Origin of the sequence: Thermodesulfobium sp. 4217-1, assembly GCF_039822205.1 — a bacterium.
Classification (GTDB): Bacteria; Thermodesulfobiota; Thermodesulfobiia; order Thermodesulfobiales; family Thermodesulfobiaceae; genus Thermodesulfobium.
The window spans coordinates 47,285-68,196 of the sequence record NZ_JBAGBW010000008.1 but is presented as its reverse complement, the minus strand read 5'-3'; the positions used below and the strand labels follow the sequence as shown (position 1 = coordinate 68,196).

The 20,912-nt window shown below is 34.6% G+C and carries 26 protein-coding genes; 9 read left to right on the top strand and 17 right to left on the bottom strand.

What is annotated here, in order from left to right; all coding sequences use genetic code 11:
• Positions 1-4 precede the first annotated feature (4 nt).
• Together V4762_RS04645 and V4762_RS04640 are read right to left on the bottom strand one after the other, a co-directional pair.
• On the bottom strand, positions 5-754 hold the full coding sequence (locus V4762_RS04645) for an acyl-CoA dehydratase activase (RefSeq protein WP_347314613.1): 750 nt from the start codon (positions 752-754) through the stop codon (positions 5-7).
• Positions 751-2,013: a double-cubane-cluster-containing anaerobic reductase gene (locus V4762_RS04640; protein WP_347314612.1), complete on the bottom strand. Its 1,263-nt coding sequence runs from the start codon at positions 2,011-2,013 to the stop codon at positions 751-753. Before V4762_RS04640 ends, V4762_RS04645 begins: the two co-directional genes overlap by 4 nt.
• 164 nt (positions 2,014-2,177) lie before the next feature.
• On the opposite strand from V4762_RS04640, the gene V4762_RS04635 reads away from it, so the two are divergent.
• Positions 2,178-2,336 carry a bacterioferritin-associated ferredoxin gene (locus V4762_RS04635; RefSeq protein ID WP_347314611.1) on the top strand — a complete coding sequence of 53 codons (159 nt, stop codon included), beginning with the start codon at positions 2,178-2,180 and terminating at the stop codon, positions 2,334-2,336.
• A 45-nt stretch (positions 2,337-2,381) separates the two neighbouring features.
• Here V4762_RS04635 and queC read toward each other — a convergent pair whose 3' ends face one another.
• Positions 2,382-3,032: a 7-cyano-7-deazaguanine synthase QueC gene (queC, locus tag V4762_RS04630; RefSeq protein ID WP_347314610.1), complete on the bottom strand. Its 651-nt coding sequence runs from the start codon at positions 3,030-3,032 to the stop codon at positions 2,382-2,384.
• A 77-nt stretch (positions 3,033-3,109) separates the two neighbouring features.
• On the opposite strand from queC, the gene V4762_RS04625 reads away from it, so the two are divergent.
• Positions 3,110-3,562 (top strand): nucleoside recognition domain-containing protein, encoded by a 453-nt coding sequence (locus tag V4762_RS04625; protein WP_347314609.1) that lies wholly within the window; start codon positions 3,110-3,112, stop codon positions 3,560-3,562.
• A complete protein-coding gene (locus V4762_RS04620) occupies positions 3,559-4,005 on the top strand; it encodes a nucleoside recognition protein (RefSeq protein WP_347314608.1) in 447 nt (148 codons plus the stop codon). Before V4762_RS04625 ends, V4762_RS04620 begins: the two co-directional genes overlap by 4 nt.
• On the opposite strand, the gene V4762_RS04615 is transcribed toward V4762_RS04620, so the two are convergent.
• The 7 genes from V4762_RS04615 to V4762_RS04585 all read right to left on the bottom strand — a co-directional run bounded on the left by V4762_RS04615 (position 4,006) and on the right by V4762_RS04585 (position 10,926).
• Positions 4,006-5,235, bottom strand: coding sequence for an ArsB/NhaD family transporter (locus V4762_RS04615; protein ID WP_347314607.1), 1,230 nt, complete (start codon positions 5,233-5,235; stop codon positions 4,006-4,008).
• Between the two features lie 9 nt (positions 5,236-5,244).
• Positions 5,245-5,943, bottom strand: coding sequence for a response regulator transcription factor (locus tag V4762_RS04610; RefSeq protein WP_347314606.1), 699 nt, complete (start codon positions 5,941-5,943; stop codon positions 5,245-5,247).
• Complete coding sequence (locus tag V4762_RS04605; RefSeq protein ID WP_347314605.1) at positions 5,897-7,294, bottom strand: sensor histidine kinase; 1,398 nt, start codon at positions 7,292-7,294, stop codon at positions 5,897-5,899. Before V4762_RS04605 ends, V4762_RS04610 begins: the two co-directional genes overlap by 47 nt.
• The gene (phnD, locus tag V4762_RS04600) at positions 7,291-8,145 is read right to left on the bottom strand and encodes a phosphate/phosphite/phosphonate ABC transporter substrate-binding protein (RefSeq protein WP_347314604.1); all 855 of its coding nucleotides are present in this window, start codon (positions 8,143-8,145) and stop codon (positions 7,291-7,293) included. The genes V4762_RS04605 and phnD overlap by 4 nt, the downstream gene beginning before the upstream one ends.
• A gap of 170 nt (positions 8,146-8,315) precedes the next feature.
• Positions 8,316-8,735, bottom strand: coding sequence for a universal stress protein (locus V4762_RS04595; RefSeq protein WP_347314603.1), 420 nt, complete (start codon positions 8,733-8,735; stop codon positions 8,316-8,318).
• 76 nt (positions 8,736-8,811) lie between these two features.
• The gene (locus V4762_RS04590) at positions 8,812-9,597 is read right to left on the bottom strand and encodes a hypothetical protein (protein ID WP_347314602.1); all 786 of its coding nucleotides are present in this window, start codon (positions 9,595-9,597) and stop codon (positions 8,812-8,814) included.
• A 27-nt stretch (positions 9,598-9,624) separates the two neighbouring features.
• Positions 9,625-10,926 carry a sulfite exporter TauE/SafE family protein gene (locus V4762_RS04585; protein ID WP_347314601.1) on the bottom strand — a complete coding sequence of 434 codons (1,302 nt, stop codon included), beginning with the start codon at positions 10,924-10,926 and terminating at the stop codon, positions 9,625-9,627.
• Between the two features lie 386 nt (positions 10,927-11,312).
• Here V4762_RS04585 and V4762_RS04580 point away from each other — a divergent pair, with 386 nt between their 5' ends.
• From V4762_RS04580 to V4762_RS04570, 3 genes are read left to right on the top strand one after another with little or no spacing between them, the layout of a single operon-like run.
• Positions 11,313-11,744: a hypothetical protein gene (locus V4762_RS04580; protein WP_347314600.1), complete on the top strand. Its 432-nt coding sequence runs from the start codon at positions 11,313-11,315 to the stop codon at positions 11,742-11,744.
• Between the two features lie 52 nt (positions 11,745-11,796).
• Complete coding sequence (locus tag V4762_RS04575; RefSeq protein WP_458646939.1) at positions 11,797-12,723, top strand: sulfite exporter TauE/SafE family protein; 927 nt, start codon at positions 11,797-11,799, stop codon at positions 12,721-12,723.
• A 19-nt stretch (positions 12,724-12,742) separates the two neighbouring features.
• Entirely contained in the window at positions 12,743-13,153 is a 411-nt protein-coding gene (locus V4762_RS04570) for a universal stress protein (RefSeq protein ID WP_347314598.1), read from the top strand.
• A gap of 39 nt (positions 13,154-13,192) precedes the next feature.
• On the opposite strand, the gene V4762_RS04565 is transcribed toward V4762_RS04570, so the two are convergent.
• Together V4762_RS04565 and selD are read right to left on the bottom strand one after the other, a co-directional pair.
• On the bottom strand, positions 13,193-14,329 hold the full coding sequence (locus V4762_RS04565; protein ID WP_347314597.1) for an ABC transporter permease: 1,137 nt from the start codon (positions 14,327-14,329) through the stop codon (positions 13,193-13,195).
• Entirely contained in the window at positions 14,326-15,390 is a 1,065-nt protein-coding gene (selD, locus tag V4762_RS04560) for a selenide, water dikinase SelD (protein ID WP_347314596.1), read from the bottom strand. The genes V4762_RS04565 and selD overlap by 4 nt, the downstream gene beginning before the upstream one ends.
• 141 nt (positions 15,391-15,531) lie before the next feature.
• Here selD and V4762_RS04555 point away from each other — a divergent pair, with 141 nt between their 5' ends.
• Positions 15,532-16,107: a methyltransferase family protein gene (locus V4762_RS04555; RefSeq protein WP_347314595.1), complete on the top strand. Its 576-nt coding sequence runs from the start codon at positions 15,532-15,534 to the stop codon at positions 16,105-16,107.
• Here V4762_RS04555 and V4762_RS04550 read toward each other — a convergent pair whose 3' ends face one another.
• The 5 genes from V4762_RS04550 to V4762_RS04530 form a co-directional block, all read right to left on the bottom strand.
• Positions 16,108-16,845 carry an ABC transporter ATP-binding protein gene (locus V4762_RS04550; RefSeq protein WP_347314594.1) on the bottom strand — a complete coding sequence of 246 codons (738 nt, stop codon included), beginning with the start codon at positions 16,843-16,845 and terminating at the stop codon, positions 16,108-16,110.
• Positions 16,830-17,723, bottom strand: a complete 894-nt coding sequence (locus V4762_RS04545) for an ABC transporter ATP-binding protein (RefSeq protein WP_347314593.1) — start codon at positions 17,721-17,723, stop codon at positions 16,830-16,832. Before V4762_RS04545 ends, V4762_RS04550 begins: the two co-directional genes overlap by 16 nt.
• The gene (locus V4762_RS04540; protein ID WP_347314592.1) at positions 17,720-18,709 is read right to left on the bottom strand and encodes an HlyD family secretion protein; all 990 of its coding nucleotides are present in this window, start codon (positions 18,707-18,709) and stop codon (positions 17,720-17,722) included. Before V4762_RS04540 ends, V4762_RS04545 begins: the two co-directional genes overlap by 4 nt.
• Before the next feature lie 26 nt (positions 18,710-18,735).
• A complete protein-coding gene (locus tag V4762_RS04535) occupies positions 18,736-18,942 on the bottom strand; it encodes a hypothetical protein (RefSeq protein WP_347314591.1) in 207 nt (68 codons plus the stop codon).
• A 261-nt stretch (positions 18,943-19,203) separates the two neighbouring features.
• The gene (locus V4762_RS04530; protein WP_347314590.1) at positions 19,204-19,638 is read right to left on the bottom strand and encodes a hypothetical protein; all 435 of its coding nucleotides are present in this window, start codon (positions 19,636-19,638) and stop codon (positions 19,204-19,206) included.
• 154 nt (positions 19,639-19,792) lie between these two features.
• Here V4762_RS04530 and V4762_RS04525 point away from each other — a divergent pair, with 154 nt between their 5' ends.
• Entirely contained in the window at positions 19,793-20,425 is a 633-nt protein-coding gene (locus V4762_RS04525; RefSeq protein ID WP_347314589.1) for a response regulator transcription factor, read from the top strand.
• Between the two features lie 51 nt (positions 20,426-20,476).
• Positions 20,477-20,911, top strand: a complete 435-nt coding sequence (locus tag V4762_RS04520) for a hypothetical protein (RefSeq protein ID WP_347314588.1) — start codon at positions 20,477-20,479, stop codon at positions 20,909-20,911.
• The last annotated feature ends 1 nt before the right edge of the window (position 20,912 follow it).

Genomic DNA, 20,912 nt, shown 5'->3' with positions numbered 1-20,912 from the left:
TTATTTAGTCGACTAAAATCAGTGCTGCTCCCAGGGCACCCGTGTATCTTGAGAGTGATTTTTTTTTGATTTTTAAATCAAATCTTTCGAATAAAATTTCTATATTCTGCAATTCTGAGAGCCCCCCTAAAAGCAATATGCTTTCGTCTGTCTTATTTGTTCCAATCAAAGCTTTTGTTCTGAATATTAGAGATTTTATCACTCCCGCAGCAATGTCTTCTATCTGTTCCCTGGAATGAATCAAGCTTATTATTTCGCTTTCTGCAAAAACAGTACACATCGAGTTTATATTGGATGGCTTTTCTGATCTAACGGCCATGTCTATAAAGTCTTGGATTTTTACATCTAATATTTTTGCCATATTTTCAATATATCTGCCTGTTCCAGCCGAACACCTGTCGTTTAATTTAAAATCTATAATTTTTCCAGACTTATCTACCATTATAAATTTTGTGTCCTGTCCGCCGATATCTAAGAGATAATAACTTTCTGGTTCTATGTATCTTGCTCCCTTAGCGTGGCAAGTTATCTCTGAGACTATCTTTGGGGATTTTACTTTTAGGACGTTATTTAAATTATGCCTGCCATAACCGGTAAGACCAATTTGATCGAAAGGGGGGATGATACCCTCTATCCTTTCAAGATTGGCAGGGGTGCTATCTAATATCCCCTTTTCTAAGATAGAATTTGAACCTTTGTCATAAAGAACCCATTTTATACTTCTTGAGCCTATATCCAAACCGAGTATACTCATAGGTTTTCTACAAAAGCCTCTATTCTTGTTCTAAGTTGCCCAAGGTCTCCAAACGAATAATCTGACTCTACTGTAATCATAGGTATATTATTTTCTTTTGCTGTCTTTCTTATTTTTTCTGCCTCAATCATATATGTAGTACAGAAGCTAAGGGAGGCATACACAATACCGTCAACTCTATAATCCTTGCAAAGGCTTAATATGTCTTCCTCTCTGCCTTTATTTGGTGAGAAACACGCACAATTTATGTTATTTATGTACCTATCTGATATGTTCTTGAGCAAATCTCCCTTGCTTGATGCATTTTCTATCGAAACGTTGTCCTTGAAATATCTTGTGCCAGTGCAATTTTCCTCAACTACCACATCAGCGCCGCTTGTTTCTATTACGTGATGAATCTTCCAGTTGGGCACTACCATTGGCGAACCGGTAACCAATATTCTTTTTTTGTTCTTGTTTTGCGAATTTGATGATGCCTTCTCTTCGCATTCTTGGGCTAATGCTTCTACCATCTTTGTGTATCTTTCTATATCATCATAAAAGCCTATTTGAGTAACCAATAGGGCGTCTATTCCTGATATTGGAGAAGGGGAGAGCTTCCTTGTGTTATAGAGCCTTTTCAGTGCGTTTCTTTTTGCGTTTACCTTTTGGATACCGTTTAGAAGGGAATCAAAATTAATAGATTTGCTAAATTTTTTTTCAAGAAAACTGCATAAATTCCATACTTCCTCTTGCCAAAGCTTTAACCCAGCATCGCTTTTTTTGTTTGGCATATCCATAATGTACATATCAACCATATCAGAAAATATTTCCCATGCCTTCTTCTTGCCATCACAGGTATTTTCTCCTATTAACAAATCTACTACCTGAAAATATGGACAGGTTCTTGAATATTTTGCTCCAATACCCGCTTTTATCAATGGGCACAGATTTTTTGGCACTATCTGTTCACCGTATGGAACCCAAAAGTCAGCTCCTGCACAAAGTCCTACCAATTGACCACATGCTGCTAAAACTATTTCTTCTGGCACGTAAATGCAAAATGATCCAATGACTGGGCCCTTATTTTTGTGCTCTATTAGTTCTTTTACTCTTGCTCCGTGTATGTCTGCAACCACTGAATAAAAGTATGAAAGACCTTTCAGATCTTGTTCCTTGTTTAGAAAACATTCTTGAAATAATACTGGAAGAGCTCCCATTAGGGTGTCGTGAGCCTTTAGATCTATGTCAAGTGATTGGTACATTTCGGTGTTGTCCATAACATTTCTCCTTTGATTTAGAGTTTTTTGATACGTAAACTACGTATCTATCAGTGGCTTTATTTCAAAATCATCTTATAATCACGGACAACACCTCCTTTATTTATTTATAATTATATTTATATTATAATAAAAATAATAATATTTTAGAAAAGTGGTGAACTATGAGTCAAACTATTTGTTATTGCTTTGGTTTTACTGATGATGAGATTAAAGAAGATGTAATATCGCACAATGGCGTTTCTAAGATTCAACAATTCATAGTAAGCAAAAAGAAAGACGGTCAATGTGCTTGCCATCTAAACAACCCAAAGGGGACTTGATGTTTAGCTGATGTCCACCGTGTAGTGGAAGAGGCAAAAAAGAGTCTAAATAAAGATTAGAGGATCTTTTACATTGTTTTTTTCGAATGCCTCCAATCTTTCTGAGCATGAACCACACTTCAAGCAGGGTCTTTTTCCTCCCTTATAGCATGTCCATGTCAACTCATAGGGAACTTTTAATTTTAGCCCTATTTTTACTATTTCGTGCTTTTTAAGGTCTAAAAAAGGCGCACATATTGAGATTTTTTTATAATCACATACCTTTGCGACGTCGTTCATTTTTTTTATAAATATAGATCGGCAGTCTGGATATATTGCGTGATCGCCTGCGTGAGCTCCCAATGACACTGCTTCAAAATTTGAGGATATTGCATACGAGATTGCGATAGACAAAAATATCATATTTCTATTTGGCACTACAGTAGATCTCATATTGGAATCGTCGTAGCTTCCTTCAGGTATATCTAAGTCGCTCGTTAAAGAACTGTCTCCAAAAACTGTCTTTAAAGATCCCAAATCAATCAATTTATTTTCTATATTTAATATATTAGAAATATTTTGCGCACATTTCAGCTCTTTTTTGTGTTTTTGACCGTAGAAAAAGCTTATTGTTTTAACATTGTGTCCCTTGTCTAATAGATAATATAAAAGGGTAGTAGAGTCTAAGCCACCTGAAAAAATATGTATTATTTTCATTTTTTTCTCCAATTCTAATAAGTGTATATAAAAATATTATATACTTTGGCTCTCTAATAGGGAGTCCTTTAATAATTTTGTTTGATATAATTATACACATGGATAACAGCTATCTTTTAGACGGCATAAAGGTTGGCTTTCATAAGGGGATTATCACAACTCTAAATCTTGCAAAGATAGTTGTGCCTGTATTTTTTTTGGTCACAATTCTTAAGGCCACTCCTCTTATGTATTATCTTGACACAATCTTTTCTCCATTTATGAAGTATTTTGGTCTCCCGGGCGATGCTTCCTTGGTCTTAATAACGGGCTATCTTTTAAATATATATTCTGCTGTGGGAGTTATTGTTGGCCTGGGTCTTAATTCAAGAGAGATAACGATTCTTGCAATAATGGTCTTGATAGCTCACAGCCTTATTTTGGAGGGGGCAATCTGTTCTAAGATAGGCGTTAATCCATTTTTTATAACAATTTTTAGGATTTTAACGTCTTTTCTTGCGGGCCTTTTGCTTAATATGGTTCTAAGATGATTGAAGTTTTAGAAGAGGCTGTTTTCGGTTCTTTGGGCACCCTTTTGACTATTACTATGATAGTCATCCCCCTTATGATTTTTATAGAGACCTTCAAGAGGAGTCCATTTTGGGATGGATTTTGCAATAATGTTGCAAATATTATTAAATATCTCGGTTTTTCAAAAAATTCTGCCATACCATTGGCTGCAGGGTCTATATTTGGTCTTATATATGGCGCTGGTACTGTGATGGACGAAGTAAAAAAGGGTTTAATAAGCACAAAAGAGATTATTCTGATAAATATCTTTTTGGTTTTATCTCACGCAATGATCGAGGACACAGCGATATTTGTTGCCATTGGAGCAAACTTTGTTGTTATCTTCTTTGGAAGACTCGCTGTAACAATCTTATTTGTTTTGTTGTTTGGCAAGGTTTTAGATCTTTTTAGAAGATTTGATTAATTATTTTATAATTAATACGCTCAAAAGTATAAGAAATATCGTAGTTGGAAAGCCAATTTTCAGATAGTCTAAAAATTTTACTTCAATTTTATTCTTTTTAGCAATTTCAGCAACTATTAGGTTTGCAATCGAGCCAGTAAGGGTTAGATTGCCTGCCAATGTTGAGATGATAGCCAGCATCGTCCAGCCGTAGTTGGCATTTTCATTTGGGATAAAGTAATGGAGCATCATTACTGCCGGAACATTTCCGATGATGTTTGATAGTATTGCTGTTAAAAATGAGAAAAAACTTGTATTTTTAAAAAGGTTATATCCTATATCGTTGACCAATATATTTATAACCCCACTTTTTTCAACTCCCCCTATCACTATAAAAAGTCCGATAAACGTCAGAAGGAGGCTGTAATCTACCTCTTTAATGAGCTTTTCAGATTTTATTCTTCTGGTTAACATTAGAAACACAACGCCAAGACTAGAAACTACAACTTGATTGAGGTTTATCACAAAGCCTAACACTACAAAAAACAAAATTAAAATACTTTTGTAAACTAAGTATTTGTGAAAGACAAACTTTCTATACTTTGTATCCAAAATCTCTTTTGGCAACCTATCTCTATATCTTATGTGTAAAAATATTGCAACCAATATTAATCCAAGCAAACTTATCGGCAATGTTTTAATAAAATATACTGTAAACGGTATTTTGGACAAATTTGCGATCATTATATTTTGTGGGTTCCCAATTAAAGAGCATGCACTTCCAATATTGGATGCAAGTGCTACTCCTAATAAAAATGGTATAGGATAGGTTTTGGTTCTAGAGCATATTATTATAACTATTGGTGTAAACAATAAACAAACTATATCGTTTATTATTATCATAGAAAAAATTCCTGTAATAAAAATAGTTAAATATAGCAGTGCAATTCTGTTTTTTGCGTTTGAGATAAGAAATGAACCTGCCATTGGGAAAAACCCAGCCAATTTCAAGCTTCCTGACAGGATCATCATATTGAATAGTATTACTATTGTCCTGATATCCACAGAGCTTACAGCTTGATCGAAGTTTAGAATTCCAAATATTATGATAAAGCATGAACCAATGATCGCGCTGGAAGCTCTATTTATTTTTAGATATGGAGATTTTCCAGCCGATAAGACAAAGAGTAAAAATAAGAGAATCAATAATGAAATTATAACTTTCACATCGGGGTAGTTTATTTGTAACAAAGTGCGCATCTATTGAGATGTGTCATCATGATTTAATGTGTCTATTGTTTCCTCTTCTTTTAGAAGGCCCTCTTTTATCGCGTATTTTACAAGATCAGACTTTTTTTGAGCATTTATTTTTTCTGAAATCCTGAGCTTGTAGGTTTCTATTGTTTTTACTGATAGATTAAGTTTGTTTGCCATTTCTTTGTTTCCATATCCTAAGGCTGTATATCTTAGGACCTGGCTTTCTCTTGTACTGAGTTTTACCTTTTTCTCATTGTTTAACATTCCTCTCAAGACTGTTTTTGCAAGACATGATGGAATATAAGTATCCTCTGTGTTTGAAATTGTTTCAAGAGCTTCAATCAGCTCATCGTAAGCCAATCTTTTTGGCACAAATCCATTTGCCCCCATTTTCAATGCCTTAACTATCATAGTTTCATCTTCAAACATGCTTAATATAAGAATTTTTGTATTTGGAGAGCTGGATTTGATTGAATCTATTAAGTCTAACCCGCTTGAGTCTGGCAAAGAAATGTCTAATACAGCTATGTCTGGCTGCAGTCTCTTTATTTTTTCAACAGCTTCTTTTCCGCTTGAAGCTTCGTCAATTACGTTAAATTTTTCTTGATGTTCTTGGATCAATGCCTTTAAACCTGCTCTCAATATGGCATGATCGTCAACTAATATCATTGTTTTTAGGTTTTGGGAAAGAGATTTTGACAACTGTACCACCTCCTTTTGTGGAACTTATATTAAATTGGCCTCCATATGTTTTTGCCCTTTCTCTCATATCAATTATTCCAAGACGAGTTGCCTTTTTATTTAAGGTGTCCTCGACATTAAATCCTTCTCCATTATCTCTTATCTCGAGCTCAATTTTGTCATCTAATTCTTTTATTAAAACGACGGCGATATCTGCACTTGTGTGCTTGACAATATTGGATATGGCCTCTTGAATTATCCTATAGATGTTAATTGACCAGGTCCAATCTAATTTTTCTTCACTTATTGTAAAGTCAAAATCTATTTTTAAATTATGTCTTTTTTCTATCTCATCAAAAAAAGATTCTAAACTTGATTTTAAACCCAATTTTTCTAATTGAGGCGGCCTAAGATTTCTTGCGATGTTTCTGAGCTCTTCTATTGTATCTTCTATTAATTTTTGTAAATTTTCTATTTCTAATTTTTCTTGTTGATTTAGCCTTGATTGGATTATCTTTAGCATTATATTTATAGATGCAAGATTTTGCATTACCGAATCGTGTATCTCCATCGAAATTCTTTTTCTTTCTTTCTCGAGCGTCTCCATAGTCTTTTTTAGAAGTTCTCTTTTTCTTTCTTCATCTTTTAACTTTGTAATTAGTTTTATTTCTTCTTTTGAGGATATTTCCAGCGACATGAGCATGTGCCTGAATGACGTAAAGAGTTCTTTTACCTCATCATCGGCTTTTATATCTGGTTGAGAAACGCTATTGCCAATAGCTATGCTTTTTGCGTATAAAGTCAGCTTTTTTAAATTATTGGTTATTGAATTTGTAAGCTTGTAAAGTAAAACAGAGGCTAGCAGGTTAATAAAGAAACCAAACAAAAGAATCGTTTCTATTATTTCTTGTATTCTTTTTTCAACCTCTTTTTCTGTGACACCAACGTGGATATATCCGAAAGAGCCATCTGCAATAGGATATTTAATATCGATAATTTTACCTATTTCAGAGGAAAATACCTCTGTATTGTTCCCTGTGTCGCTAGTTTGTAAAAGATAAAGCTCTTTTGGAAAGCCATTGCTAAAGGTGCTGCTAAGTACCTCTTTTTGGTTGCCTATTATGTTTATATAACTTACCTCAGGATTGTTTTCTTTGTATTGCACAAGGATCTGATGAACAAAATAAATATTATTTGATAATAGTGGTTCTATTACGCTGTCCGAGAGGTTGGATGCTATGTTGTTAGTCCTCAGAATCAGCCTATCTTCAAGATTTTGTGTTAGTACGATCTTTATTTCTAAAGCTATCCCTAAAGTTATTATAAATATTGAAAATATATTGATAATTAAAATCTTTGTTTTTAAGCTCATTGTTCGAGTTTTCGCAGTATCATTTTTATAGGCAAATATAGTAATGATTGTGGTCTGGAGAAGTTGTCGTATCCCATATTTTTGAGAATTCTTTGTCCTTCAGGATCGTTGGACATATTTAATAATACATCTTTAACTTTTTTTTCAACCTCGGGACTTATATTTTTTCTGGCTACGATTGGCGGGTTTCCGATTCTGATTGGAGATTGCCAGACAATATGTAGATTTTCTGACATTTCAGGGTTTTCTTTTACATAGGTTCTAAAAAATTTACTATTTAAAGCTGCAGCATCTACGATGTTTTCTAAGAGAGCGCGAATAGAGTCAGAACTATTAAATGTAAAAATGTGATTGGAAAAGTAGTTTATATCCAAATTATTTTCTCTGAGATAGTATAAGGGTATAAGATATCCAGAAAAGGATGCGATATCGGTAAATGCTATTGATTTTCCTTTTAAATCTTCAAATGTTCTTATATTATTTTTGTTTGAGACTATAACTGATGAAAAAGTTAAGTCATTATTTATTACAGGTATCGCCAAAATGTCCATCTGATCCTGATCAAGGACATATGCGCTTGCCGTTATTATTCCTATATCTACCGCTTTAGAGTTGAACAAATCTTTGATTTCAAAATTTGTCTTTTTTTGTATTAGGATGCATTGTAGACCAGTTTTTTTTGAGATATATTGGAGCAAAGGCTGATAGGTGTGAATTGTCTCTTTTGGACTGAGGGTCGACGAGACCACCACCCTTAGTATGTCGGTTTTGTCCCTTTCTAAATAGCTATTGGAAAGCCTTTCGTTTAGATTAATATATGTGCTGGGTTCTAAGCTGAAATCTGCCCTCATAACAAAACATAAAAAAGCTAAAAATGCGCATATTAAAATAGCTATTAGAAATAGATATGGCTTTTTTGCTAAATTTAAAATTGACAGATTAAAGTTTTTAAAGGTCTTAATACCCCCACTTTTTTTAATAATTTTAGCACAAAAAATGTTTATTGCTTAAAGGACGTTACTTATTTTTTCCCTATTAGTAATACCGGACAAACGTTTTCAAAGCTTCCCTCTTCTGTGATGCCGTGGCCAAACACGAGTTTTTTAAGACCACTCAATTTCTTTTGCCCAATCACTACGAGTTTTGCTTTTACTTCCTTTGCTACTTCATCTATCTTTTCTTCTAGCAAGCCTATTTTCACGATTCCATAAGCATTTATTCCTAGTCTTCTTCCATCTTCAATCGCCTTTTCGATTTCCTGCCACGCTTTTTGGACGAAATATTCCTCTGCTTCTGGGTTGTAAACTCCAAGGTGCTCTGATTTTTCTATTATCTTAGCTATGACTGCAGGTCTTCCTTCTTCTATCGCCTTTTCGAATCCTCCTTTTAAGACATTTTTATCGTTTTTTATATCTTTTATGACTATTAATATTGGATTCATCTTCTTCATCACCCCTTTTATGAGATTTTTTCTTGAGAGGGCACATATTTGATGTGCCCTCTGTGTTGAACATTGCCTATGCTTCTTTTCTTGACTTCTTACTTAGCTTTGATACTCCTGCGCCTTCTAATAGGTACATTAGCGAGAAACCATACCAGCAGGTATATAGTAGATAAAATATTATTAAAGCGCTAAGAATTATCATTTCCTTTATCCCAACAGGGCTTTGTTCTATGCTTGGATAACTTCTAAGGGCGCCCAGGGCATATTCTCCTTCAACGGACTTTGGAGCTCCAGCAGCAACTATTCCGTCAAAATTGTAGGCTGGCTCTATAGCTCTTTCTAAAATTTCTCTTACAAATTGTAGCTCTGATGCCTGATTGTTTCTTAAATAGGACTTTTCAAGGGCTTGCTGAGATAGATATATAGCATATAGTCCGTCTTTGCTATCAAAACCTAATACGCTTGTCATATCCTTTCTTCTATTGTTGAAGAAGTCCTCGCTATATGAGAGTATTCCTTGTGACACCCTTCCTAAGTCTCCGCTAATAGCTAAAGAAGTTCCCTGAATTTCAACCTTTGCGCCAAAGGATGTATATAGCTTTTCGAGCATTTTTGCTTCGTTTTCATTCGATGCACGATAGTTTAGATTAAATGTTTTGCCTATAAAGCGCTCACTATCCTTGAACACTTTTGGATATTGATAAGCTGATGCCTTTGTAAGACCGTTGAAAAATTGATCGGTCCACTGAAGTCCTGTCAGGTGTCCTGGTGCGACAGGGCTAAGCCATACTACCAACATTGCCATAAAGCTTATTATTCCTATAAGACCTAATTGAAGCTTATTCTTATTTGATAACATCTTCTTCACTCCTCTCGTATTTTGTTCTTAAGAGATCTTCTTTGATTCGACAACTTCCTTGGCTGGCTTCTTTGATATTATTACGTTAGCGTAAAAGGTATACAGCACAAAGAATCCAAATAGCGCTACCAATCCAAAGAATACAACTGTTCCAATCATTGTTAAGACACTTGAAGCTTCCTTGCTTATAGCGATAATATTTGCATCTGATAATCTTGGTGGGAGTGCTGCAAGCCTGTTTACGAATCCTGCTAATATGGTTAGTGCATAAAAGAGCTTGATTGTTGTGCCCTTTACAAATGTTGTTACCATAGCGCCGATTTGAACTCCTATCAGGGAGCCAAGAAGCATCGTTATGGCTATGCTGTAAAAGATATAGCCGTATATTGCATAGTTAAAGATTGACGAATAGGCTGTTGTAAAGATTATTTGAAGAATGTCCGTGCCTACCGTTGTAAAGGTTGAAACTCCTAATCCATATACAAAGAGAGGAAATGTCAAGAATCCTCCACCGACTCCCATTATCGCTGCTACAAAACCTACTATAAAGCCGCATATAACAACTGGGTATACAGATATGCTCATTCCGCCTTCGAATATGTGGTCATCAAATTTGATTCTTGGCTTTAATGGGATGTTTTGAAGCCAGCGTGCGAATCCAGTTCTAACATCCATGATCGCCTTTCTTGAGGTATCCTTTTGTCCCTTTCTTAACTTTATATAGTCCATAGTTGAGTAGAATCCAAGTATTCCGAGCAATATTACATAAACTGTGGAAATAAAAGCATCGCTGAGAGCTGGACTTAGCGCATAGATTTGCCTATTGATAGATGCTCCTATAGTGACCCCTGCGAATGAACCTACTACAAACCATACTGCTAACCAAAGGTTTACGTTGCCTAACTTTTTGTGAAGTGTTGTTCCAAGTATTGCGTTTGCAAATATTGCAAATTGATCTGTTCCAACTGCCATAATTCCCTTTACGCCAAGCGTCATTAACGCAGGAGTAAGAACATATCCTCCTCCAGCTCCTATGACTCCAGTGATTAGGCCTGACAACAAACCGATTACAAGGATACCGCAAAGCATTTGAGTAGTGGCTACTGCAGGCATATAGGCATGCCCACCGCCAATATATGTCGGTCCTGCTGCAAATGCACACTGCATCGCCAATCCTGCAAGCACTGGGAGAAATAATATGAGTAAAAATTTCTTTCTCCTCATTAATATCGTATTGCTTGTCTCCAACTGCCACTTCCCCTGAGCCTTTGAAGCCTCATTAATTAACTCTCCTGTCTTATAAAGCCCTCCGAAAAATCCTTTTAACATTTTTGTTTCCCTCCCTTAAAATTTTTTATACTTTACTAACTAAAATTCTTTTGAGCGAAATTACTCTGTCACCTCCTCGAATCGTTTATAAAATTTATTCATAAATTTTATTTGTATTAATGATAAAATTTAGTTATATAAAAAAATAGTTGGGGAAAGATGAAGTTTTTATTAGGGAAAGCATTGTATTAATGTAAGCAAAATCCCTTACGACATAGATTTTTATTTTTTTTGTATGTATAACTAAAACACATAAATTCCATAAGAATATGTTATAATTGACATTAAGATTTACTACATCATGTAGGTGTTTTTACTTTATTAAAATTAGCTTTTGCCATTACTTATAATTTATAGACAAATAAATTTGAAGGGAGTTTTGGGTTATGGAAAAAACTGCTAGCAGTATCGGGCAGAATATTGAAACGCCAATCGATCAAAAGAAATACGCTACTGTTCTTAAGTGGTCGGCAAGAGTTGGCCTTTTTTCTATTTTGCTTACTTTTTTTATCTATCTTTCTGGATTGATTTCTCCCGTAATACCTTTGGATAAGCTGCCGCGCTTATGGGTAAAAAATTCTGCGCTGCTTAATGAAAGCTTTGGAATTGAAACAGGCTGGGGTTGGATGAATTTAATTTTTAAATCTGATATGATGGCAAAGGCAGCGCTTACTTTTTTGGCTTTTGTGCCAATTTTGTGCTACTTAACAGTTTTGCCAATATATATTAAGAAGAAAGAATTTGCAATGATTTTTATAGTAATATTGGAGATATCCATTCTTGCTTTGGCAGCTAGCGGATTTCTCAAAGTAGAATAGGAGGCATACTGTGAACTCTTCAAAGAATTTAGTATTGTTTTTTTCCTTTTTTATGTTTTTATTTTTTGTATTTTTTTTAGTACCACATGCATTTGCTGCAAAGGATATAATCCTTGCTGAAGAGACATCGGTCGGAATTCCATGGTGGATATGGCCACTGTCTTTGTTTGTTTTTTGTTTTGGTTTAGGCATTGTAGCAGTCTTGGCAGGTGTTGGAGGCGGTGTCCTTTTCGTGCCTATACTTGGCACATTTTTTCCTTTTCATATGGATTTTGTAAGGGGCGCTGGTTTGATGGTAGCTTTGGCAGGATCGCTTTCTGCAGGTCCTGGACTTTTGATGAGAAATCTTGCTTCTCTGAGACTTTGTATGCCTATGGCTCTGATTGCATCAATCTCTTCTATTATGGGTGCTATGGTGGGGTTGGCCTTGCCACAAAACATAGTAAGAATTGCATTAGGATTAGTTATTCTTGCAATTTGTTTTGTGCTTCTTACATCCAAGAGATCTGAATTCCCTGAGATAACCAAGCGTGACAAAATTGCTCAGATTCTTGGTATACACGGTATTTACTATGAAATTACACAAAGAAAAAATATTAATTGGCAAATTCAAAATTCTCACATTGGGCTTGTACTGTTTTTTTTGGTTGGGTTTATTGCTGGTATGTTTGGTTTAGGCGCTGGCTGGGCCAATGTGGCAGTTTTTAACCTGGTTCTTGGAGCTCCTTTAAAGATATCAGTAGCTTCTAGCAACTTTTTATTATCTATTACCGATACATCGGCAGCCTGGATATACCTAAACAATGGCGCTGTGCTGCCCATTATTGCAGTGCCATCAGTAGTAGGCATGATGCTGGGCTCTCAGGTGGGAGTCAGATTGTTAGCTCTTACAAAACCTAGAATTGTAAGGTGGCTAGTAATTATTTTGCTTTCTGTTTCTGGCTTAATGAGCATTCTCAAGGGGTTTGCAATTATATAATCATTTCTTAGGAGGAGTAATGTTTAAGAAGATATTGTTTGCAGTTGATTCGACGCCTAAAAGACATGATGTTATGAGTATAGGCTATGAGTTGGCAAAATTAAGTGGTGCAAAAATAATACTCTTTCATGTTATTGAAATGCCTACACAAGTTGCTGACCTTAACCCTGATGCCGAAGAAGCGGGATATAAAAGGGCTAGTGCTCTTGTAGATGAGCTAAAAAAAGAAATAAAAGACCCAGATATTATAGATGAAATTTCAATCCAAGAAGGGGAGAGCCCTTCAATGGAAATTTATAACGCTGCAAAAAAATTTAATGTTGACCTGATCGTGCTGGGTAGAAAAACTGGCTTTGAGGCGTCTATTATGCACCACTCCATTGCTAGATTCTTGATTGAGAAATCAAAAATCCCAATACTTATAGTTTGACATACCCCTACTACCTACGCTAACGCTTATAGTTTAATTTTATGACTTTCTTTTAAGCAAGAACCTTGATATATTTAAAGCAATTATAATATATATTATCAATCCGACTTCCCATTGCCAAAGCTCGAAAAAGCCTAAACCTTTTAAGATGATGCCTCGTACTACCACCAGGAAGAATGTGGCTGGTGCGATATAGCTTAAATAATATATTATGCCAGGCATAGCCTCTCTTGGGAACATAAAGCCGCTCAGCAAGAAGATGGGCACCATAAGAAAGAATGACATTTGGAGAGCTTGCTGTTGGTTTTTTGCAAGAGTAGAAATTATGTATCCAAGGCTTAAATTGGCAAGTATAAAGGGTAGTGCGAAAATGTACAATAAAAATAAATTCCCCTTAATGTTGAGATTAAATAGCGCCACTGCGGCTATTATAACAAGAGACATTTGAGCATATCCTATAATTGCATAAGGCATAACCTTCCCGATGGTCAGCTCAATTGGCCTAAGCGGGGTAACTATAAGCTGCTCGTATGTGCCTCTTTCCTTCTCTCTCACAATCGCCATTGCTGTTAAAACCAATGTCGATAAGCTTATTAAAACAGCGATTAAACCTGGAACAAGAAAATACGTTGACAGTAGATCGGGGTTATACCATGCCCTAACATCCACTTCAAAGGGGTTTTTATTGGGCAATATTATTCCGTTTTGTTGAAGTTTGTTTGTTAATATCTCTTGATTTTCCATCAGGCCTATCATCTGAGATGCCGATAGGGCAGAGCTTGATGACATAGGATCGGATGCGTCAATTATTACCAATATCTGGCTTGACTTGTTGTCCAATATGTTTGATTCGAGTTTTGGCGGAATAATAATTCCCACCTTTGCTTGTCCATTGTCAATTGCTTTGCCGACTGCATTTGAACTATTTAGAAATCCCTTTATGTCAAAATATTGTGAGCTTTGAAACTTGTATAGTATGTCTCTTGACATCACTGATTTTGATTGATCGTATACTACTGTAGACTGGTGTTTTACATCTGTATTTATTGCATATCCGTATAAAATCAGCTGTATTAAAGGGATAGCAATGGCCGTTATAAAGGTAACCTTATCTCTGAAAAATTGGATGAATTCTTTAATGAATACAGCCCATATTCTTTGAAGCGATGCGCTCATCTAAATGATCCTTCTTTAAAAACGATTGTGCCAGAACTAAATGCAGCTCCTTTTTTTACACTGCCTATAATGTATCCATCAACTCCATTGTCTTTAAGAAATTTTAATACATCGTCTACGACATCTGGATTGTAAGTAGAAAGAAGCCCACCTGAGGTCTGTGGATCATAAATGACGTATTTATAATTTTCATCAATTTTGCCTATTTCAACGACATTTTCTTTATAAAAATCAATATTTGCGAATATCCCAGCAGGGAGCACGCTATCGTTTGCAAGGTTTAAAACTCCTTCAAATATAGGTAGTGATTTAGAAAATATCTCAAATACGACTTTGCTGGATCTTGCTATATTTGCTGCGTGTCCGACCAGGCCAAAACCTGTTATATCTGTGCCAGAAGTTGCTTTAAACCTTTTTTGTGCTTCACCAGCAAAATAATTTAGCTCTTGCATAGATTGAAGAGCGTCTTTCATATCCTCTTCATCTATCAGGTCAATTTTTAAGGCAGAAGTGAGTATTCCTGTACCAAGCGGTTTTGTAAGGATGATTATATCGCCTGGCTGTGCTCTGTTGTGGGCAATCAGCTCATCCTTTTTTGCAATTCCAGTAACACTAAGTCCATATTTTAATTCTAAATCGTCGACAGTGTGCCCACCAAGAATCAATGCACCGGCTTCTTTAACTTTTTCGTGAGAGCCTCTAAGTATTTCGTTTATCACATCGAGTTCAATATCATATCTTGGAAATCCGAGGATATTTAATGCAGTTATCGGCTTTGCTCCAACGGCATATAAATCCGAGAGAGAATTAGCAGCGGCAATCTTCCCGTATAAGTCGGGGCTGTTTACTACAGGAGGGAAAAAGTCAACAGATTGAACAATGGCTAAATCATCTTTTATCACAAAAGCTCCTGCGTCATCAAGGCCATCAGAGCTAAAAATTAGTCCAGGATGCTCAAATTTTGGTAAATCTTTTAAGACCTCACCTAGGTCCTTTGGATTGAGTTTTGCTGCTCAGCCAGCACAACGAACTAAAGAAGTAAGCTTTGGGAAACTGTTCACTTTTTCACCTCCTCTGAGAATAATCTTTATCTATCAATTATACAAAGAAAAAAATAATAATTATAAAATTTATTATAGAAACCATTTTAATATATAATTAATGCATGAACTTACATTATATATCTTTTATCAAATTCAAATATGTTTAGTTTTTCTTACTTAAACATTTTAAACCATCTTTTGGTTTTTGTTTGGCCTCTAATCCCTATGTATTGGCTATTTGTACATTTTTTTACCAACTTTGCAAAAAAAATTAAATTTTTAACTTTTATATTAATATGCATATTATATATTCCATATCTATATTTTTTGATCAACAATCAAAACTTATTAAATATGTACATTCCGATTTCATTTACCTTACAACTGTTTGGTTTTTTTATATTTGTTGTTGGGGCATTTCTTCAACTCTTAACTTTGTCGATCTTAAAGGGCAGAATTCTTGGTTTAAATGAATTCGTATTAGAGGATCCAGGCGACTTGGAAACGAGATTTATATATAAATATATGAGGCATCCAACATATCTTTCGCATTCCTTGCTATTTTTTGGAGTATTTCTTATTAGTGGGGGAACAATGTCTCTTGTTGTGAGCATATTTGATTTTTTAATAAATAATTTTTTGGTAATCCCTTTTGAAGAGAGGGAACTTACAAAGAGATTTGGTTATAAATATGAATCTTATAGGAAGAAGGTTAAAAGATACTTTTTTATCTAATTAGTTTTCCATAAACCACAAAAAGGCATCTTCGAGATTTCCAATTTTGTGTGAGTTGTCATAGTAGATTTTTTTTGCGTTGTTTGGGCTGCCTATAAACTTTAGCTTTCCCGAAATGATGAATCCTATCTGGTTGCAAAATTCAGCTTCATCCATATAATGAGTTGTAACTAAAACTGTTCTGCCTTCTCTTGCGTAACTGTAGATAGCATCCCAAAAGTCTATCCTGGCATCTGGATCTACACCGCTTGTCGGTTCATCAAGGACCAGTATGTCTGGGCTGTGAAGAATGGCTGTGCAAAAGGCGACTCTTTGCCTTAGACCTCCAATATCTCTTACCATAGTGTTTTTTACTTCTGTAAGGTTGTATGACTCCAGCAAAAAATCTATTCTTTTTTCTAAATCTTTTCTTGAATAACCGTAAATAGAACCATAAAAAATCATATTTTCAATTACTTTTAGATCTGGATAGAGCGAGAATTTTTGAGACATATAGCCCAATCTCTCTTTTGTAAATTTCTCTATATCGTCTCCAAAGATCTTTATTTTGCCACTAGTTTTGTTGATAAGTCCCAGAACTAACTTTATAGTTGTCGTTTTTCCTGCTCCATTTGGGCCCAAAAAACCGAATACCGTGCCTTGTTTTATTGAAAAACTTATGTTATCAACTGCAGTGAAATCTCCAAATTTTTTTGTGAGATTTTCAACTTCAATTGCATTTTCTATGCCGAGTGCCATAGATAGATATCTTCCAGGTCGGGGTTATCTCTTTTTATTAAGTCTCTATTTATAGAAATTTTTTCTGACAGCGTATCAATTTCTATATCTTTACGTAATAGGACTCTTATGTGTTCGTTTTTCAACCAGAATTTAAAATCTAGATGTTTCTTTTTTAAGTCAAAATAAAAATCTTGTAAGTTATCTCCATTTACGATGTACGGTATAAAATCAAGATTTTCTAAAAGATCTTTTGGTCTGCCAAACAATACGATTTTTCCATTTTTAATAAAAGTTACTTTGTCTGCCAGATCGCCTTCTAAGAAGTAAGGGGTAGTTAATACAATTGTCTTGCCAGACTTAGTGAGATCTCTTAAGAGTTTCCATACGCTCTTTCTTGAGGCAGGATCTACGCCTACGTTTGGCTCATCCAATAAAAGTACTAGGGGGTTGTGAACAAGGGCGCAGCCAATAGCAAGCCTACTTTTCATCCCGCCTGAAAGTGCTTCTGCAAATCTTTGCTTAAAGTCCTTTAGGCCTATAAAGTCGAGTATAAAGCTCTCCCTTTCATCAAGGTCTTTGCCAGAAAGCGCATATAGACTTCCGAAGAATCTTATGTTTTCACTGACTGTAAGATCTTGATATAGGGAAAATTCTTGTGCTTTATAACCCAATAATTCTCTGGTAGAGGAAATGTCTTTTGTTATGTCTATATCGTTTACTGATATTTTTCCTGAATCAGGCTTTATCATTCCAATAATAATTTTTATTAAGGTTGATTTTCCTGAACCGTCCGAGCCAAGTATTGCTAAAATCTCTCCTTTTTCTACATTTATATTTATATCATCTAATACTTTTTTGTTTCCAAAACTTTTGCATATATTCTCTATTGATATCATTGTGTTTTTTCGATCATGGTGTCAGCTGGCATGCCTGGTTTTAGAACTCCATCTGGATTATTGATTTTTACCTTTACCCAGAACATATATTTTACCCTTTCATCCTTAGTTTGGATAAATTTAGGGGTATATTCTGCTTTGTCTGATATTGCCTCTACATAGCCGCTAAAATTTTTATTTGGGAAGGAATCAACTTTTATTGTGCAGGGCGCGTTCAATTTTACAAAGCCAATGTCTTTTTCGCTAACATATACCTTCACATATGTGCTGTTTAGATCGTATAAAGTTAGGACTGGAGTTCCAGAAGAAACGAATTCCCCTGGTTCTGAATCTTTGGAAAATACGACTCCATCAATAGGCGAATAAATCGCTGTATAGCCTAAAATCGTCTTGGCTTGTTCCACCTGAGAGACGCTTGCCTCATATGCTTCTTTCGCAGACTTAATTTCTTCTTCTCTGTAGCCAATTTGTAATTCTTTGAACTTCTGTTCGCTTGAATTTAGTGCCTCTTTAGATGAGAGATAGGTACTTTTTATGCTATCAAAACTTGATGCAGGTATTGCGTCCTCTTTATATAGTTTTTCATATCTAATATAGTCATTTTTTGCCTTTTCAAATTCTGCGAGCTTTGCGTCTCTATCAGCTTGAGCCATTTTTATATCCTGAGATCTATATCCTGAAAGATATTGATCGTAGAGAGCTTTTGCTTTGTCTTTATTGTGTATAGCTGCTTGAAGAGAATCCGCAAGATCCTTTCTTGAAAGAGTGGCAAGTAGCTCGCCTTTTTTTACCTTGTCGCCTTCATCTACTTTTAAGGAGGATAGGGTTCCATAAACCTGAAAAGAAACGTTGTACTGATCTGCTTCAATGTTGCCAGAAACTTCTAAATAATTGCTTGGCGATTCCCTGTTGAATATAATCCAATATATGCCAACACATACTGCCAATATTAGACTAAAGATAATTAATGTTTTTTTGTTTTTCAACAATACACCTTAATGTTTTATTTTGATTACATTATACCATTCCATGAAGTTTCTTTTTCAACGAGTAATGCATTGTGGATCCCCAAACCTTCAAGCGTCATAGCGAATTCGATTTTGTAACCATTTTTTATCCTGTAATTTGGTTCTTTAGTTTCTGGAAAAGTGACGCATTTAGGAATACCAACAACAGTTGACCATTTAAACTTTTCTCCATTCCTAAATGAATTTTTCATAACAAACTCCTTCCAAAAATTTATTTATAAATAGATGTTATAATTTAGGACAAATCTTGTATATCACTCAAAAGGGGTTATTTGGTTGATTTTAAGGTATTATTTATCCTATCTTACAAAAGAGAGAGTTCACCTCTCTTTTTCATTAGGCTTGTTATTTGTTATTCTATGGCTATTTTTCCTTGGTGGTCCCTTTTTATATGTGGTGGCGGATCGGTGGCAGATTTCACATGCTCTCTTGTTTAGGGTTTTTTTGTTTACTCAGTCCATAACTTTATTATTTATCATTAAATTTTTTGAAAATAAGCATATTCTCTCAATAATTAAATTTTTAAATAAAATTTTTTCTATCCTTTTTTCTACTTTTCTACTTGCGCTATTTTTTGGGCACTCACTGATAAATTTTATTTTTTTACCTATAATTTTGGTTATTTTTTGTTCCATCTTTTTCTCATATTTTTTTGTCTTAATACTCACCACGTTTTTCAAAGAAAAATTTATTTCTTGGGCAATAATATTTGCTATATCAACTCTTTTTGCTACAGTTGCTATGTTTTTATTAAGTGCATTAAACAATAATGCGGCATATTTTATCTTTTCATTATTTCCACTATTTTTATTTATTTTGCCAAAATATGATTTAAATTTATTTTTTTCAAGAAGCTTTAGTAAGTTTAGCTTTAATATTTTTCCCAAAAAGGTTATTTTTCTATTTTTTGGATATTATTGTTGCGGTGGGGCGGTATACAATTATCTTTTAAGTTTTTCTTCCACCTATATTTATTTTTTTACAAGCATAGCTTACTGCCTAACTATTATGTTGTTGCCTTCGATAATTTATTTTAGGAAATTGGAAATCTCAAGCCTGTACAGACCGTCTCTGGCTCTCCTGATAGCTGCCTTTTTTTGGCTGCCGGTTTATTTTGCACATCCATTCTCTAACATAATTTTTGCTATTTTTCAGATTGGATTTGCAATTTTTGATTTTTATTCTCTGTCACTAATACTCTCTTTTGCAATTAGGGAGAAAAATGACATAAGGGTATTGTCTTTTGGCTATTTTATAATCACCATCTCTCTATTTTTTGGAGAAGTTCTCTATTTCTTTATTCATAACATTTCGCAAAATTATGAGATATTTAACTTTGCGTCTTATGCGGTAAGCATAATGTTACTTTTGTTCTTTGTCTTTGTAAAAGCCGATGATTACAATCCTTTTTTGTTCTTCGGACAAGAAATGCCCCCTATCTTGAGTGAAAACGCCTTATTTAAACTGGATTTTGATAAAAGTTTCGCTATTTTTGGATTAACCCCAAGAGAAAAGGAGATTGTTAAATATATATTGATGGGCAGGAATGGTAGATATATTGTTGACAATTTGCACATTTCAGAAAACACTTTTAAGACTCATATGAGAAATATATTTAGAAAATGTAATATTTCTAACAGACAAGAATTGATTGATATTATAAGAAAAAATTAATTAATTTTTTTAAAATCTGATATAATATTCCTATGAAATTTAGGAGGAGTTATGAAAAAAAGAAGTATTGACCATTCGAATAATGACTATAAATTGGAAGCCCTGTCTCTTATAAATTGCACTTTTAAGATGAAACCATTGCATGCCCCTGAGAGTTCTATTTCTGTAGACATAAAGCCTTTGATAAAAAATACAGTAGATAGGACACATGAGGTGGAAATTGTTACGAACATTAGAGGCACAGAGCTAAATGAAGACTTAGAAGAAGTTGGCACCAGAAGAAAAAAACCTTGGCTTGAGTTTTCAGCTACCTACTTTTTGGTAATAACAGAAAATCAAAAAATAAAAGAGAAGGACAGTCTTGTTATTGAGGCGTCCGTTAAGGCCATTTGGCCATTTATAAGAGAGTTTTCACAAAATATGTTTTTCAGAGCTGGCATTCCTGCAATTATAGTCCCTATGAATCTCTTAGAGGTTGAAAAATAAG